Raw genomic sequence first — 14,753 nt, forward strand, 5'->3', positions numbered from 1 at the left:
CCATCGGCTTCCGGTACCAGGAGGCCGAAATACTGTGGGGTCTCGGCACGACCCAGCACGCCCTCGGCCACGCCGACGAGGCCCGCTCCTACTGGCTGCACTCGATCGCGATCCTGCACGAGATCGGTTCGGTCACCGCCGCCGAGGCCGAGAAGCTGCGCCGCCAACCGGTTCCGGACATCCCGCCGATGATTCGCCGAAACATCTGACCGCCGGACAGTGTGGTCGCCCGCAAGCGGACCGGTTGCCGCTGACCGGTTCCGGCGTGGTGACCCGCCGCGGCAGCAAGAACGGTCACGACGACGGTGTGATCGCAGGCGGGCCGATTGTCCGCCGGGCGGCGGTGGTTGCCGCCGCCATCCGGGGTGGTCCATGGTTGGTGACGTGCTGCTGGTCGGCGATCCTGGCCGGGTGTGAGCCGGCGGTGCACCGGACGATCCTCGTCGTGGACATCGAGCGTTTCGGCGATCCCGCCCGCTCCAACGGAACTGGGTACGGGTGCGCTGTACCGGATGTTGTCGGAGTGCTTCGACGGTGCCGGGATCGCGTGGTCCTCCTGCGATCGGGAGGATCGTGGCGACGGTGTGCTGGTCGCCATCCCTCCCACGGTGGCCAAGAGCATCCTCGTCGAGTCGCTGCCGGCCTACGCCCGATACCGGCCCGCCGACGCGGTTCTGGCCGAGCGTGGGATCCTCAGTCGCCGCTGGGTCCATCCCGTTCGTCACCGGGTTCGCTCTCGGCACTATGGCGCAGAGGTTGATCTGTAACCGTCAGATCAAGCGGGCCACCCCAGTGGCGCTCCGATCCCGTTACCTGGGTGGGGTTGTGGCTGTTGCTGGCAGCCGTACCACCACGGCGACAGGAAGAGTCTGCCGATCATGCAATCTCCAAGGCCTGGGGTGGACGGCTACCCCATCGCTCCGATCGGTTGTCGGCAAATGTTTCGGCGCGCTGCCCGATCGGGACCTGCTCGTCGCCCGCGGGCTCGCCGACACTGCCACTATCGGGATCTTGCAGGAGCGGGCCGTCCACCGTGGCGAGGTGCTCACCGAGCAGCTGGAAACCGCGTTGCACAGCCGGGTCCTCATCGAACAGGCCGAGGGTGTGCTCGCCCAGGCCGGCACTGTGGACATGGACCAGGCCTTCCAGACATTGCGGAGCTACGCCCGCTCCAGCAGCTCCGGTTGAGCGAGACCGCCCAGCGCATCGTCGCCGGCATCCTCGATCCCGACGAGCTCCTCACGTCCCGATAAGACGGACAAGGCCCGGGCGCCCGCGCGGTAGGGCTGTGGTTTTCCGCTAACCCTTGCCGATTGTGTTGTGCACGAGGTCTTTGGTGCGGTCGAACAGGGACAGCGCTGGTCCGGCGAGGGTGTTGGCGGTGGCGGACTCGATGCCGGGGTGCGGGTGGGTGGGGGCGATGGCTTCGGCTGCCTTGACGACCTTGACCAGGGCCCGGAGTTCGGCGGCGGGGACGTCGCGGCGCAGGTAGCGGAATTCGTAGGCTTCTTCGTGGCTGGCGTGTTCGAGCACGCTGGCCCGTAGTTCGGCAAGGAGTCGGGGAAACTCCGGGGCGTCGGGTCCCATCTCCTCCAGTGCCGCCAGGGTTTCTTTGGCTTGGTGCTCCTCGGCGAGCCGGGCGTCGACGATGTCGCCGCCACCCTGCAGGTGCAACCGGGCCACCGGGTGCACGGCCTGCTCCTCGGCGGTTTCGTGCACGGCGAGGAGCCGTACCAGCCGGTGAAACGCCTCGCGTTTGGCTTCGCCGTCGGCCTTTTCGACCTCGAGGAACAGGTCGCGGATCTGGGTGTGCTGCTGGATCAACAGGTCCACCACGTCCTGCACGGGCACGGCGTCCTTGGGTGCGGCGTTCTTGGGTGCGGCTCCGTTGGTCGGGGCGGTGCGCGCCGGCTTCTTCTTTCCGGACCCATTCTTCCGAAGGGCGATCATGCGGGCGCCGACGTCCTGGAGTTGTTTGCGTCCCAGGCCTTTGCGGACCTGCGGGAACCAGTCCTGTTCCTCACCGGTGATGTGCCGGGTCACGGTTTCGATCAGCACGGTGGTTTTCGCGGTGAAGCGCTCGTCGTCGGGGTTCATGGTGGCCAGTTCGGCGCAGAGCGCCTCGGCCACGTGATGTTGTTCGGAGTTTTCCAGTACGCGCTGGTCCAGGTCTGGCAGCAGGGTGCGGACCTGCGGATACAGGCATTCGTCTTCGCGCTGGCGGTAGGTGGCCAGTGCGGGGAGGATGCGTCGCACGGCGGCGGCCTTGCGGGCGGGGGTGTTCGCGGACTGGAACTCGCGGAACAGGCGACGGATCTCCTTGTGGTCTTCTCTGAGCAGGACGATGGCATCGGTGGACATCGACGGGATCCCTTCCGCGCTGGCGGGCAACTTTCTGGGCCTACCCAGGCTCTTGGTGGGCGAAACGGTGGTCACCGGATCGGTGGCCGGTGGAGTAGGGCGGGTCGCGGCGGGTACCCGACCGGTTTGGACCTTCATCTCCCAGGCATTGGACGGACCCCTGATGACCTTCAATCCGTTTGAACAGCAAGGAATCCCGCTGGAGCAGCAGCTGCGGAACTGGCGTGAGCTCAACGTGGTGCCGGTGGACCCCGATCACAGCGACCCGTACACCAAGTGCCGGATCATCGCGATGAACGGCATCGAGGTTGAGGCGATCATGTTCAGCCACAACTTCACTCGGGTGTGCCATGACACCGAGGTCAAGCGCAAGCTGGCCGAGATCCGCTATATCGAGCAACAGCAGCAGAAGATCGTCAACTGGCTGCTGCCCGGGTCGTCCTCGCCGCTGGAGACCACGATCTCCTACGAGCAGGTCGCGGTGGACCTGACCGCGTGGGTCGCCCGGATGGAACCCGACCCGTATCTGAAGCAGGCCTACGAGTTCGGCGTGCTGGAGGACTTCGACCACCTCTACCGCTACGCCAACCTGTATGAGATGGTGCAGCACCGCAAGGCGGAGAAGATCGTGGACGGACTGACCGAGGTGATGCCCGGCCGGCCCACCAAGTTCCACCACCGCCACCCGGCCGACAACGTCCGCGACCCCTACGACCGCAACACCGCCGCACCCCTGTCGAAGATGCACGCGTTGACGGTGATGGCCGCCGAGCAGCAGACCATGAACTTCTACATGAACGTCGGCCCGCAGTACATGGAACCCATCGCGCGGCAGCTCTACCAGGAGATCGCGCTGATCGAGGAGGAGCACGTCACCCACTACGAGTCGCTGGTCGACCCGGGCGAGACCTGGTGGGAGCGGCTGGTCAACCACGAGTACAACGAGGTCTACCTCTACCACTCGTTCATGCAGACCGAATCCGACCGCAAGGTCAAGGCAATCTGGGAGCTGCACCTGAACATGGAGCTCGAGCAGTTGCGCATCGCCTCCGAACTCATGCGCGAGCACGACGGGCGCGACCCCGCCGAGCTGCTGCCCGCCGAGCTGCCCGAACCCCTGACCTTTGAACCGAACAAGGCCTACCTGCGCCATCTGCTGGACACCCAGATCGACCTCACCACGCTGGGCGCGGGCTATGTCTCCGAGGCCCACGAACGGTTCGAACAGTTCCAGGAAAAGATCATGGGCGGCGAGATCCCACCCAGCGAGTTCGTCATCGACGCCCACCGCGACCATTTCGGCACCGACTACCGGCTGGAAACCGAAGGTCCGCACCCCGCACCGGAACTGCAACAGCAGGCCAGCACCAAGTCCTGACACCGGGCGAAGGAGACGCATGACCGGGATGACGCCCGTCGCGGTGCGGCACGACGTGCTGGATCTGTTGATCAGCCAGCACACCCGGATCCGTGACCTCTTCAGCGAACTCGAGTCCAGCACCGGGCCGGCAAGGCGGGAGGCGTTCGACCGCCTGGTGCGGCTGCTGGCCGTGCACGAGACCATCGAGGAGCAGTTCGTTCACCCGCTGACCCGCCGCCACGTGCACGGCGGCGATGACATCGTCGAGGATCGGCTCGCGGAGGAGCGTCTGGCCAGACAACGTCTAGCAGCGCTGCAACGGATGGGACCGGACACTGCACCCCGACCAGTCTGACCCGCCTTTCACTCACCGTACTACCCGAAAGGAGCACGTCCCGGCCCGAGGCCGGGACGTGTCCGGTGGTCACCCGTCCGTGACCGGTGTTCAACCCGGTCGTGTTATGGGCCTCGGGTTCGGCTCGAGACTGGCCGGGTATCTCAGCGGGGCGTCAAACAGTCGGCGTTGACCTGTCGCTTTCAGCGTTGGCGAAGGGCGGCGACCTGGTGACTGACCCAGGTTTGAAAGCGTGCAGGCGCACGGGCCCGTACAACTTCATCATGGCAACGCCGGCCGGCTGACCGTTCCCTCACCCGCGCAGTTCCATCTGCTCGTCGATAGGCGTAGGGCTGACCCCCAGATGTCTTCGACCAGATCAAGCAGCGGCGGAGTCGGCCGAAACCACCGCAGCGGTTGGTTTGGGTGCCGGGCCGGGGGTTATTTCTCGGGTGTGACCGATTTTCTGGGTATCTATCTTCGGGATCAGCTGGCGATGGGTGTGTTGTGGCGGGAGATGGCCCGCCGGGCGCAGCGGGCCAACCGAGGTACCGAGCTCGGCGAGGCGCTGACGGGTGTCGCGTCGGGGATCGCCGAGGACGTGGACACGTTCCGGTCGATCATGCACCGGGTCGGGGCACGGCCCAATCCGGTCAAGACCGGGCTCGCCGTCGTTGCCGAGCGGTTCGGACGGCTCAAATTCAACGGTCGGCTGACCGGCTACTCGCCGTTGAGCCGTTTTGTGGAGCTGGAGTTCCTGGCGATGGGCATCGAGGGCAAGAAGCAGATGTGGACGACCTTGCGGGATCTCGCCGGCCTCGGTGAACGCCTGCCCGACGTCGACTTCGATCATCTGATCGAGCGAGCCGAACAGCAGCGGGCCGCGCTGGAACCCTTCCGCATCCGGACCGGTACCGACACCTTCGCCTCCCGAGTGGGTCCTAGTCGCCCTTGAACGGCGGCAAGTCCTGGGGTTGGCCGATCAGGGCGGCCACGGGACACCGGGGCTCCCGGTGTCGGGCGGACACTGAACGGGGCGACCAGGGTCTTGTTGATGGCATTCTGCGTGAGTCCAGCCGGGCCAGCTCGACGATGTCGTCGAAACCGGTCCGCGGCCCGGGGTCGATGTCGATCAAGGCCCAGGTGGGTTGGTGGATGTCGGTGTGGGCGCCTGGCGTGTATGCAACACTGGCTGATGTCGACGGCCCGGGTCAACACGATCGTGCGGCGGCTCCCGGTCCGGGTTCACCGTGGTTTGAAGGCTTCGGTCACCGCCCGACACATCGAACCCCGCTCGCTCCAGTGTGCTGCGCTCGCGGATAGAACTACCTTGAATCCAACAGGTTGATCGAGCCGGAGTTGGTGGTCATCCGTGGTGACCGACCCCGCCGGCACGCCGTAGCGCTGTGAGGCTCAGCACACCGAGTGGTCGCTGCTCGTCGAGCACAGAGGAAACGCACCAAGGGGTTAACGACGAGGGGTACTTCCCGGGTGGCGGCATAGGTGGGGTGGGGCTGGGTAGCCCACGCGACGTGGTGAATGTGAGCGACGTGAAGAACGGGTTGCGCCGAAATGGGCGACGGATCCAGCAGCGGTATTTCGCCGGGGACGACCGTCCGATACTGGCGTACTCGGTGGTGCTGGGCGGGTACACGGCGCTCGTCGGATTGGTGGGTGTCATCGGGCGGGCCCGGGGGGTCCAGTTGCCGGCCCGGTTCAGCGTGCAGGACACCGTGCTGCTGGGCCTGGCCACGCACAAGGCGAGCCGGTTGATCGCCAAGGAGTCGGTGACCAGCCCGTTGCGGGCGCCGTTCACCAACTACGAGGGACCGACCGGGGCGGCGGAGGTCAACGAGTCGGCGCGGGGCCACGGCATTCAGCACTCGATCGGCGAGCTCATCACGTGTCCGTTCTGTCTCGGCGTCTGGATCGCGACCGCGCTCACGGCGGGATTGGTGTTCGCCCCCAAGGTGACCAGGCTGGCCAACACGACGCTGACCGCGATCGCGGTCTCCGACCTCACCCAGCTCCTCTACGACGGCGCCAAGCAGAAGGACACCGACTAATCCGTCACCCCGCGCGGAGCTGACGCCGCGGCACAGTTCGGCCCAAGCGATACGCCCTTGCGGCACCCGGCTTGCCCGGACACCTCCTTCGTCAGGCCTGGCACGTTTCAACCCGGCCGTGATGAGTATTCCGTTAGCGCTGCGAGGTGGGCGGATCGCTGGGTGCAGGCGGCAGGCTTGCGGGTTTGTGCGGCGGCTCACGCATTCGGGCCGATCCTCGCACGGTCAAGGAAAGGGGAGGCGCGGATGGTGAGTGGCACGGGGGGCCGGTCGTCACTGGTGGCCGGGCTGGTGTTGGGGATCGGAGTTGGTGGGTTCATCGACGGTATCGTCGGTCATCAGCTGTTGGAGTGGCATCACCTGCTGTCCGGTTGGTACCCGCAGGTCCACGGCCAGGACGCCAGGATCAACATGGTGGGAGATGGCCTGTTCCACTTGGCCTGCCTGGTCGCGGTGCTGGTCGGTATCGGTCTGCTGGCCGCGGCTTCGCCGGCCACCCGGCCGGGTGGGGCCCGCCGGCTGGCCGGCGGGATGCTCGCGGGCTGGGGGTGCTTCAACTTGGTCGAGGGCGTTGTCAATCACCAGTTGCTTGGCCTGCACCACGTGCGGCCCGGTCCGGATGAGCTGGCATACGACCTGGGGTTTCTTGTGTTGGGCGCGGTACTGCTCGGAGTTGGAATGTGGCTTGGACGCACGCGGTCGGCAGCACCGGGACGGTCGCCCACGACGGAACCGATCGGGCCGAGCTGAGCACCCCAACACTGCGGAGTCCACACCGGTCGGCGCGCCCACCTCACCCCCGACGGGGTCCGGCATACGTTGCACCGCGAGCCGGCGGGGACCAGGCGGCTGCCATAGGGTGAAGGAGTCAGGTGGTTGAGCACCCAGCCATGAGTTCCACGACGCCAAGGGTTCGGTCGTGGACACCGCATCTGAATTTCCAGCGCGCTGGACGCGCGAGTCGATAAGCCGAAAGGGGCCTGCCATGCCCACCTATCGTCGATCCCGGACGTTGCGGGCCGGTGAGGAACGGGTTTTCGAGTATCTGGCCGACGTGCACAACCTGCCGCGCTACTTCGACCGGATGACCTCGGCCGAACCGGCCGGTGGCGACACGGTCGAGGTGACCGCCGAGGTGCACGGCGAGACCGAGCGCGGCGAGGCGTGGTTCCGGGTCGATCGCACCGCCCGGCGCATCCAATGGGGTTCCGAAGGCGACAACGACTACGCCGGCATGCTCGACCTGCGGGCCGACCAGGACCGGACCATCGTGGACATCGAACTGCGCACCGAGCACGCCGCCGCCGACGAGATCGACCAGTCGTTGGACACCACGCTCGACCATATCCAGCAACAGATCGAGGCCGGCCCATCGCAGGACGAGTCTTCATGACCTCGACCTGCTGACCCAGACCGTGCCGGTGCTTCCCGAACCACGGGGACCATTGTCCACGCGGTCATCGCCACACTGCGCGACGATCCGCCACCGGCGGAACTGCCACTGGCCGACGCCGAGCTCGCCGACCCCTACGGTGCGGACCTCACCCTCGCGCTACACGTCTGTTACGAGTTGCACTATCGGGGATTCCGCTCGGTGCGGCCGGACTGGGAGTGGCAGCCCGACCTGCTGCGGCTGCGGGCCGTCCTGGATCGCACGTTCCTGACCGCGGTTCGCCGCGATGTGGACGGGGGGGACGACGTGGCCGCCGCGTTGGACCCGCTTCTGATCGAGCATGCCTGGGTGATCCCACGACTTTCCGGTCAGGCCAAGGCATCCCTGGTCGCCGTCGAGTTCGACGAGTTCGGCGGCGGGCACGCCGAACGGATGCACTCCCAGCTCTTCGCCGACCTGCTCGACGCCGCCGGGCTCAATCCCGGTTACCCTGCACTATCTGGACATGGTGCCGGCGCCGGCGATCGCGGTCGTCAACCTGATGTCGATGTTCGGCCTGCACCGGGCGTTGCGTGGCGCGCTGGTCGGGCATTTCACCGCCGTCGAGATCACCACCGCACCCAGCGCCCACCGGATGGGTGAGCTTGATCATCTCATTTGGGCGCGTAAGCTGACGGGCTGCCGTCGCCGAATGCGACTGGTTCATCGACGCCTACCCGGCGGTCGTGGTCCGAAGCCACTGGAGCATGGCGTGGTAGACGCGATCGTGACCGAGGAGATCAAAGTGGTGCAGCCCGCCCAGCCAGCGCACGTCCGCGTTGTGGGTGGGATCTGCGGCGCTGGCCGGACGGACCAGTAGGTCGCCGACGAGTCTGCCCCAGATACTGTCCTGAGACCGGGACAGCGTCGCGGCCACGAACATCTGCCGCACAGGTAGGGCCGGCCCGATGTCCGCGGACCGATCGGGCGGTTGGCCGTCGGCGCCTCGGGTTTCATGCAGATAGCCCTCCGCGAGATCCTGGATACCGTTGCTGCGAAACGCCAACAGCCGGCGAAGCGGTGCGGTCAGCGGCGACCGGCCGAGCAGAGCCGCCGTGCGAGCAACCGCGCGCTCCAACGGCGCGCCGGCGTGTGGCGTGCCGAGACACACCAGCCCAGCCACCCGGGACCGCCAGGGGTGGGCGAGGTCGTGAGCGTGGTGCAGCGCGCTACGCGCCACCAGACCGCCCATCGAGTGTCCAATGATGACGATCTCGGTGACCTCCACCGGCCAATTCTGGACGAGTTCACAGATCAGACCGGCCAGTTCGTGGCCGTTGTCGGTGACGTGGCGACCGGTGTGGTATCGGACATACACCGGACTGCATGCCAGGTCGTCGGCGAGGCGACCACCGAAGTCCCTACCCGCTGCGGTACGAAACCACGAGCGTTCGGTTTCCACCAACCCGTGAACAAAGATCACCAACCGTCCGGATGCCGCCGGAAAGGCTGCGGCGAGCGACGCTCGGTCGGTAGGAATCCGACGATGTCCGCTTCGCACCGACATCGCCGCGGGAAGGGCGTCACGGCGCACATCGGCGCGTTCGCCGAAGGCGCCATGGGCGAAACCGATCACTGACGTCGCCAGAACTTGGTGCCAACGCCACACGGAACGGGGAGAAGCGCTGACCGTTCGCGTCGCTGCGTTGAGATCGGACCCGTCGACGACGGGGGTGGCCTGACCAAGTGCCATTGTCGAGCTCTCCTCGTGAGTGACTTCAGCCCATCTCGGCGGCCTCGACCTAGTGGATGTTGGCGAGCTGGGCGCGGACGGAGCTTTGCAGCTCACGCCACGATTTCTCGAATTTCTTGACGCCGTCGTTTTCCAGGGTGAGAAACACGTCAGTCAGGTCGACTCCGGCCGCCTCGAGATCGTTGAACACCTGCTGGGCCTGTTCGGCGTAGCCGGTGACCCGGTCGCCGTTGCTGGTGCCGTGGTCGGCGAAGGCTCGCAGGGTCTTTTCCGGCATGGTGTTGACCGTGTGGGGTACGACGAGTTCGGAGACATAGAGGGTGTCCGGGTACTCAGGATTCTTGACACCGGTTGAGGCCCACAGTGGTCGTTGGGGCAGTGCGCCCCCGGTCTTGAGCGCCTTCCACCGGTCGCTGGAGAAGACCTTGTCGTAGGCGGCGTAGGCGAGGCGGCAGTTGGCGATGCCGGCCTTGCCACGCAGGGTCTTCGCCGTGTCGCTGGCGGTGGCCTCGAGCCGCTTGTCGATCTCGGTGTCCACGCGGGAGACGAAGAACGATGCCACCGACGCGATTCGGCTGATGTCGTGGCCGTTGGTGGCGGCCTGCTCGATGCCGTCGAGAAATGCGGCCATGACCAGTTCGTAGCGCTCGACGGAGAAGATCAGGGTGACGTTGACGCTGATGCCCTCGGCGAGGGTGGCGACGATCGCGGGTAGGCCTTGCTCGGTGGCCGGGATCTTGATCAGCAGGTTGGGTCGGTCGACGGCTTTCCACAGGTCGCATGCCTCGGCGACGGTGGCGTCGGTGTCCCGGGCCAGGGTCGGGTCGACCTCGAGGGAGACCCGCCCGTCCAGGCCGTTGGTGGCCTTGTGGGTGTCGCTGAACAGGTCGCAGGCGTGCTGGACGTCGGCGACGGTGATCTCGCGGATCGCCGTGGTGATGTCGGCGCCGCGGCGGGCGAGTTCGCGGACCTGCTGGTCGTAGGCCTCGCCATGGGACAGCGCGCTGGCGAAGATCGACGGGTTGGTGGTGACGCCGACGACGTTGTAGTTCTCGATGAGTTCGGTCAGGTTGCCCGACCGTAGCCGCTCTCGGGACAGGTCGTCGAGCCAGATCGACACTCCCGCTGCGGACAGGGCGGCGAGCCGGTCATGGGTGCTCACGGTCGGTTCTCCTCTGGGAATGTGTGCGGCGCCGGCTGGCTGGCGTCGGGTTGTCGCGGATCGCCGCGGCGGCGGGCGAGGCGGCGTAGTTGGGTGATCCGGGCGGTGCCCAGGGTCAGGGTGATCAGCACCGAGCCCACCGCGGCGATCAGCAGCGCGACGGCCAGCGAGGTCCTGGCGGTCATCCACAGGAACGAGATCTCGGTGGTGCGGGTGTTCTGCGCCAGGAACACGATCAGCGCGACGGCGATGACCGCGGCCGCGGTCAACCCCACCCATGCGGCTCCGGTGCGGGTGCGCGGCACCCGCCGTGAGCGCTTCGGGGCCGCGGCCGGTGCGAACCCGCCGTCGGTCGCCATTGCGGCGGGTTGCGGATCCCGTGGCTGCGCGGTGGGTGTCCGCGGGGGTTCGGCCGGTCGTTGTGTCGCCGGCTGCGCGGCGGGTGTGCGGTGACGTTGGGAGATGACGGGTCACTTCCTTGTTGACTTGAGTTTGCGGGCGAGGCGTTCGGGCCGGGGCCAGCGGACCTGGCTGGCCCAGCCGAGCTTTTCGAAGGCCCAGATGATGCGGGCGGAGACATCGATCTGTCCCTTTTGGACGCCATGTCGAGCGCAGGTGGGGTCGGCGTGGTGGGAGTTGTGCCAGGACTCACCCATCGAGGCAATGGCCAGCGGCCAGAAGTTCGCCGCCTTGTCCCGGGACTCGAAGGGCCGCTCGCCGATCAGGTGGCAAATCGAGTTCACCGACCACGTCACATGATGCAACACCGCGACCCTGACCAAGCTCGCCCAGAAGAACGCGGTCACCGCACCCCACCAGGACCAGGTGAGCACACCGCCGAGCACAGCCGGAGCAAGCAGGGTCAAGACTGTCAGCACCGGGAACAGCCGGTCGATGCGTTGGATGTCGTGGTCGGCCACCAAGTCCGGGGCGAACCGCTGGGTGTTGGTGCGCTCCCGGTTGAACATCCAACCCATGTGGGCGTGCCAAAACCCCTTGGCCAGGGCGGCGGCCGAGGTGCCGAACAGCCACGGCGAGTGCGGGTCACCTTCGCGGTCGGCGTAGGCGTGATGGCGGCGGTGATCAGCAACCCAGTTGATGACCGGGCCCTGCATTGCCATGCTCCCGACCACGGCAAGCGCGATCCGCAAGCCGCGCCGGGCCTTGAACGCGCCGTGCGTGAAGTACCGGTGAAAACCGATGGTGACACCCAAGCAGGTCAGCGCGTAGAAGAACACGGCCAGGCCGATGTCGACCCAGCCCAACCCCCACCCCCAGGCGACCGGCACCGCCGCCGCCAGGGCGAGCAGCGGCACGATCGCGAACACCTTCACCAGCACCATCTGGGTCGGCGTCTTCTCACCCGCCAGCATCGGCTGCGGCCCGGTGCGGACCTCCGACGTGGAACGGTCAAGCGTAGTAGTCACGTGATACCTCCCGGCAACGACTGCGATGTGCGTCGTCACCGGGGACCGGGGTGACTAGGTAGGGGAACAAACCGGACCGGCCCGCGAGCACGTGGGCGGTGGCGGATGAGTTGTGGGCCAGGCGGGAGAGTTCACCGCCCGGCCCACACTGCGCCAGTTAGTTCTTGAAAGCGTCCTTGACCTTTTCGACGCCCTGCTTCAGGTTGCCCTTGGCCTGGTCGCCCTTGCCTTCGGTTTCGAGGTCCTTGTCGTCGGTGACCTTTCCGGCGGCCTCCTTGGCCTTGCCCTTCAGTTCGTCGGCCTTGGCGTCGAACTTGTCATCGGTGCTCATGGTGATCCTTTCTGGTTGGGCCCTTGAGGACGCCGAGCCGGGCTGCGACGTTCTCGACGAAACCCTCGGGGGTCGATGTCCAGCTGTGCGATGACCCGAGTAGTGGCCGTCACTGAGCCGATGGAATGTGACCACACCGGCGTGCTCCGGACCATCGTCGGAGCGCCAGGCGATCCGCGCATCCGGATGCTGCTCGGTGATCGATCGACGCGGTGATAATGCTCAAGACCTGGACTCCCTAGCCATTCAGACGCATGCTGAGCAAGACATTTCGATGGGGAAATGCACCGGCACGCGGCTTGACCGGCAAAGCGGAAACGGGGACCAGACGGGCCTCCGCCATCGCTGTTGGGGGATACCGCCCGCCCTGGTGAGCTAAACGTCGCTGTGGTCGGGGTCTCCTAGGCGACCAGAACGGATTTCTCGTACGGTCACCGGCCGGCCGAACTCGGGAGCTCCGAGTAGGCGTCGGGACTTGAGCCCGTCGATGTACGCCCCTACCTACGCGAGGACGTCATCAGCGTCCCCGATCACGGCTCTGTGCGCCCTAGACCGTGTGGATGTCAGCGACCGGCCGGACGGTGTGTGTCGAGCACCGGATGTTCACGACTCCGACGCCCGTGCGTCCCATCACGGGAATTCGGCCCCTAGTCAGGAGGCTCTACGGGTTCCGGGATGGGGTCTCCGATTCGTTCGCGGTACTCATCGATCTGCTCGGGACTGGGATCCACCCCGGCCTCCTCGGCGAACTCTTCGGCCTTTTCGGGGTCGGGATTGTAGTGGTTCGGCATGGACGCCGAATACCCACTGGACGGCCGGTTAGTCAATGAGTCAGGGGTGGCACCCACCCCGAGCGGTCACGGTAGGTAGCAGGCGGGCTCGGTCGTCCGTCTCGACCGCGCTGCGACGTTCGAGGTGTCCGACCGAGAGCTGCGGCTCAGTCCACGCTGGACCGTTGTGTTCGACGTCTCCGGTCTCGCCAATGCGTCGGAACCCAGGTCTTGGTCGGCAACCGCAGAGTGGCTGACGACCCCGCACTGATTCAATCTGGATTGCCGCCGGCACTCTGCGGTCGAGCAGGTCGACCTCGTGCACGACCCGCACCGGATCCGGACCGACCGCGATCAGTCCACTGCGCCCTGCGGGCCGGCCAGCGAGTACTCGGCGGAGCCGGGCCGACCTGCCCGCACCGTGCGTCGGGTGTAGCCGCACCGCACCCAGGGCATGCTGTGATCATGTTCGAGGGCTTCGGCGCGGAGATGGTGGACGGCGACGGGTTGCCGGTGTTCGTTCGGTATGCGGGCACCGGGCCGGCGGTGTTGTTGTTGCACGGGCATCCGCGGACCTCCGCGACCTGGCATCGGGTGGCTCCCCGGCTGGCAGGTCAGGGGTTCGCCGTGGTGTGCGCGGACTTGCCCGGTTACGGCCGGTCCGGTAAGCCGGTGCCCACCGAGGATCACGAACCGCATTCCAAGCGTGCCGGCGCGCGCCGGCTGCTGGCCGCGATGCGCGCGCTCGGGCATGATCGGTTCGCCGTGGTCGGGCATGACCGGGGCAGCTACTTCGCCTTGCGGTTGGCGCTGGACTATCCCGAGCAGGTGGTGCGAGCCGTGTTGGTGGACTGCCTGCCGGTCAGCGAGCACCTTGATCGCATCACGCCACGGTTCGCCACCGACTGGTGGCACTGGTTCTTCTTCGCCCAACCGGGGACACCGGAGCGCGTGATCAACGCTGATCCCAACGCGTGGTACCGCGGCGACCCGGAGCTCATGGGACAGGAGAACTACGCGGAGTGGCGGGCGGCGATGCGCCGGCCCGAGGTGGTGCGCGGCATGCTCGAGGACTACCGCGCCGGGCTGACCGTCGACGACCGCGACGAGCGCGCCGATCGCGCCGCCGGTCGTCGACTGGGCCAGCCGGTGCTCGTCTTGTGGTCCCTGCGCGATGACCTCGAACAGCTCTACGGTGACCCATTGCTGATCTGGCGGGACTGGGCCACCGACGTGATCGGCCACGGCATCGACTCCGGCCACCACGTCGCCGAACTCGCCCCGGCCGAACTCACCGCCGCCATCGCCGACTTCCTCCAACCCCTGCACGCCACCGAGACTGCCGATCGCCTCCGCAGCTAGCGCTCTGGCCATGAGAGTGTCGAGATACCTGACAAGATCAGCCAGGCCTGTGTGCGAACCAACGGCCGGACGAAGCGGTGGACGCGATCTCGTGTCTCGGATACGCACCAGCCCAGCATCGTCAAACGCACCACTCCACATGCCAGGCCAGAGGTCATCGAGCCTGGTCAGGCGGCGAGGACAAAGGAGAGGAAGAAGCCGCCCGCTGTGGCGAAGGCGTTGAGTGGCCGGCCGTGCTCGAATGCTTCCGGCATCAGGGTGTCGGCCAGCGAGGCCAGCACCGCCCCGCCGGCGAAGGACAGCGCCACGGCCAGCACGGCGTCGCTCAGGCCACCCGCGACCAGCCTGCCGATCACGACCGCGGCGGTCAGCAGCAGCGCGCATGCCGCCCAGGTCGTGATGACGCTTCGCTTGCTCTGCCCGGACTCGCGCATGGCCACGGCGCCGACCAGGGA

Annotated in this window: 15 protein-coding genes and 3 pseudogenes; 10 read left to right on the forward strand and 8 right to left on the reverse strand. The window is 66.9% G+C overall.

Annotation, left to right across the window (positions count from 1 at the left end):
• Both VFV67_RS17565 and VFV67_RS17570 read left to right on the forward strand, forming a co-directional pair.
• Positions 1–209, forward strand: a 209-nt coding sequence (locus VFV67_RS17565; RefSeq protein ID WP_326471315.1) for a hypothetical protein, incomplete at its 5' end; no start/stop codon positions are given.
• 802 nt (positions 210–1,011) lie between these two features.
• Complete coding sequence (locus tag VFV67_RS17570; protein WP_326471316.1) at positions 1,012–1,188, forward strand: ANTAR domain-containing protein; 177 nt, start codon at positions 1,012–1,014, stop codon at positions 1,186–1,188.
• A gap of 111 nt (positions 1,189–1,299) precedes the next feature.
• Here VFV67_RS17570 and VFV67_RS17575 read toward each other — a convergent pair whose 3' ends face one another.
• A complete protein-coding gene (locus tag VFV67_RS17575) occupies positions 1,300–2,361 on the reverse strand; it encodes a hemerythrin domain-containing protein (RefSeq protein ID WP_326471317.1) in 1,062 nt (353 codons plus the stop codon).
• A 163-nt stretch (positions 2,362–2,524) separates the two neighbouring features.
• Between VFV67_RS17575 and VFV67_RS17580 the strand changes: the two genes are divergently transcribed.
• From VFV67_RS17580 to VFV67_RS17610, 7 genes and pseudogenes are all read left to right on the forward strand, one after another.
• Complete coding sequence (locus tag VFV67_RS17580; protein ID WP_326471318.1) at positions 2,525–3,739, forward strand: hypothetical protein; 1,215 nt, start codon at positions 2,525–2,527, stop codon at positions 3,737–3,739.
• 19 nt (positions 3,740–3,758) lie between these two features.
• Positions 3,759–4,076 (forward strand): hemerythrin domain-containing protein, encoded by a 318-nt coding sequence (locus VFV67_RS17585; RefSeq protein ID WP_326471320.1) that lies wholly within the window; start codon positions 3,759–3,761, stop codon positions 4,074–4,076.
• Between the two features lie 232 nt (positions 4,077–4,308).
• Positions 4,309–5,010, forward strand: a complete 702-nt coding sequence (locus VFV67_RS17590) for a hypothetical protein (protein ID WP_326471321.1) — start codon at positions 4,309–4,311, stop codon at positions 5,008–5,010.
• A gap of 577 nt (positions 5,011–5,587) precedes the next feature.
• A complete protein-coding gene (locus VFV67_RS17595) occupies positions 5,588–6,121 on the forward strand; it encodes a DUF1360 domain-containing protein (protein ID WP_326471323.1) in 534 nt (177 codons plus the stop codon).
• Positions 6,122–6,400: 279 nt separating this feature from the next.
• Positions 6,401–6,871, forward strand: coding sequence for a DUF2243 domain-containing protein (locus VFV67_RS17600; protein ID WP_326471325.1), 471 nt, complete (start codon positions 6,401–6,403; stop codon positions 6,869–6,871).
• Between the two features lie 235 nt (positions 6,872–7,106).
• On the forward strand, positions 7,107–7,514 hold the full coding sequence (locus tag VFV67_RS17605) for an SRPBCC family protein (protein WP_326471327.1): 408 nt from the start codon (positions 7,107–7,109) through the stop codon (positions 7,512–7,514).
• 10 nt (positions 7,515–7,524) lie between these two features.
• Positions 7,525–8,157: pseudogene (locus VFV67_RS17610) on the forward strand (iron-containing redox enzyme family protein); the annotation flags it as partial.
• 69 nt (positions 8,158–8,226) lie between these two features.
• On the opposite strand, the gene VFV67_RS17615 reads toward VFV67_RS17610, so the two are convergent.
• The 6 genes and pseudogenes from VFV67_RS17615 to VFV67_RS17640 all read right to left on the reverse strand — a co-directional run.
• Entirely contained in the window at positions 8,227–9,246 is a 1,020-nt protein-coding gene (locus VFV67_RS17615) for a hypothetical protein (protein ID WP_326471328.1), read from the reverse strand.
• A gap of 49 nt (positions 9,247–9,295) precedes the next feature.
• Positions 9,296–10,408: a transaldolase gene (gene tal, locus VFV67_RS17620; protein ID WP_326471329.1), complete on the reverse strand. Its 1,113-nt coding sequence runs from the start codon at positions 10,406–10,408 to the stop codon at positions 9,296–9,298.
• Positions 10,405–10,767, reverse strand: coding sequence for a DUF1049 domain-containing protein (locus VFV67_RS17625; protein WP_326471330.1), 363 nt, complete (start codon positions 10,765–10,767; stop codon positions 10,405–10,407). Before VFV67_RS17625 ends, tal begins: the two co-directional genes overlap by 4 nt.
• Positions 10,768–10,878: 111 nt before the next feature.
• On the reverse strand, positions 10,879–11,781 hold the full coding sequence (locus tag VFV67_RS17630; RefSeq protein ID WP_326471334.1) for an acyl-CoA desaturase: 903 nt from the start codon (positions 11,779–11,781) through the stop codon (positions 10,879–10,881).
• A gap of 211 nt (positions 11,782–11,992) precedes the next feature.
• On the reverse strand, positions 11,993–12,166 hold the full coding sequence (locus VFV67_RS17635; RefSeq protein WP_326471331.1) for a CsbD family protein: 174 nt from the start codon (positions 12,164–12,166) through the stop codon (positions 11,993–11,995).
• 25 nt (positions 12,167–12,191) lie between these two features.
• Positions 12,192–12,370: pseudogene (locus tag VFV67_RS17640) on the reverse strand (cyclase); the annotation flags it as partial.
• Positions 12,371–13,401: 1,031 nt separating this feature from the next.
• On the opposite strand from VFV67_RS17640, the gene VFV67_RS17645 reads away from it, so the two are divergent.
• The gene (locus VFV67_RS17645; RefSeq protein WP_326471333.1) at positions 13,402–14,298 is read left to right on the forward strand and encodes an alpha/beta hydrolase; all 897 of its coding nucleotides are present in this window, start codon (positions 13,402–13,404) and stop codon (positions 14,296–14,298) included.
• A 167-nt stretch (positions 14,299–14,465) separates the two neighbouring features.
• Here VFV67_RS17645 and VFV67_RS17650 read toward each other — a convergent pair.
• Positions 14,466–14,753, reverse strand: a pseudogene (locus tag VFV67_RS17650) (ZIP family zinc transporter); the annotation flags it as partial.

The organism is Actinophytocola sp., from assembly GCF_035762905.1.
Lineage (GTDB): Bacteria > Actinomycetota > Actinomycetes > Mycobacteriales > Pseudonocardiaceae > DASYTH01.

Excerpts from the sequence above, each read along its gene's own strand:
- VFV67_RS17580 (WP_326471318.1), top strand. The coding sequence starts at position 2,525 with ATGACCTTCAATCCGTTTGAACAGCAAGGAATCCCGCTGGAGCAGCAG.
- VFV67_RS17575 (WP_326471317.1), bottom strand. The coding sequence starts at position 2,361 with ATGTCCACCGATGCCATCGTCCTGCTCAGAGAAGACCACAAGGAGATC.
- VFV67_RS17585 (WP_326471320.1), top strand. The coding sequence starts at position 3,759 with ATGACCGGGATGACGCCCGTCGCGGTGCGGCACGACGTGCTGGATCTG.
- VFV67_RS17625 (WP_326471330.1), bottom strand. The coding sequence starts at position 10,767 with ATGGCGACCGACGGCGGGTTCGCACCGGCCGCGGCCCCGAAGCGCTCA.
- VFV67_RS17630 (WP_326471334.1), bottom strand. The coding sequence starts at position 11,781 with ATGCTGGCGGGTGAGAAGACGCCGACCCAGATGGTGCTGGTGAAGGTG.
- VFV67_RS17615 (WP_326471328.1), bottom strand. The coding sequence starts at position 9,246 with ATGGCACTTGGTCAGGCCACCCCCGTCGTCGACGGGTCCGATCTCAAC.
- VFV67_RS17635 (WP_326471331.1), bottom strand. The coding sequence starts at position 12,166 with ATGAGCACCGATGACAAGTTCGACGCCAAGGCCGACGAACTGAAGGGC.
- VFV67_RS17605 (WP_326471327.1), top strand. The coding sequence starts at position 7,107 with ATGCCCACCTATCGTCGATCCCGGACGTTGCGGGCCGGTGAGGAACGG.
- VFV67_RS17645 (WP_326471333.1), top strand. The coding sequence starts at position 13,402 with ATGTTCGAGGGCTTCGGCGCGGAGATGGTGGACGGCGACGGGTTGCCG.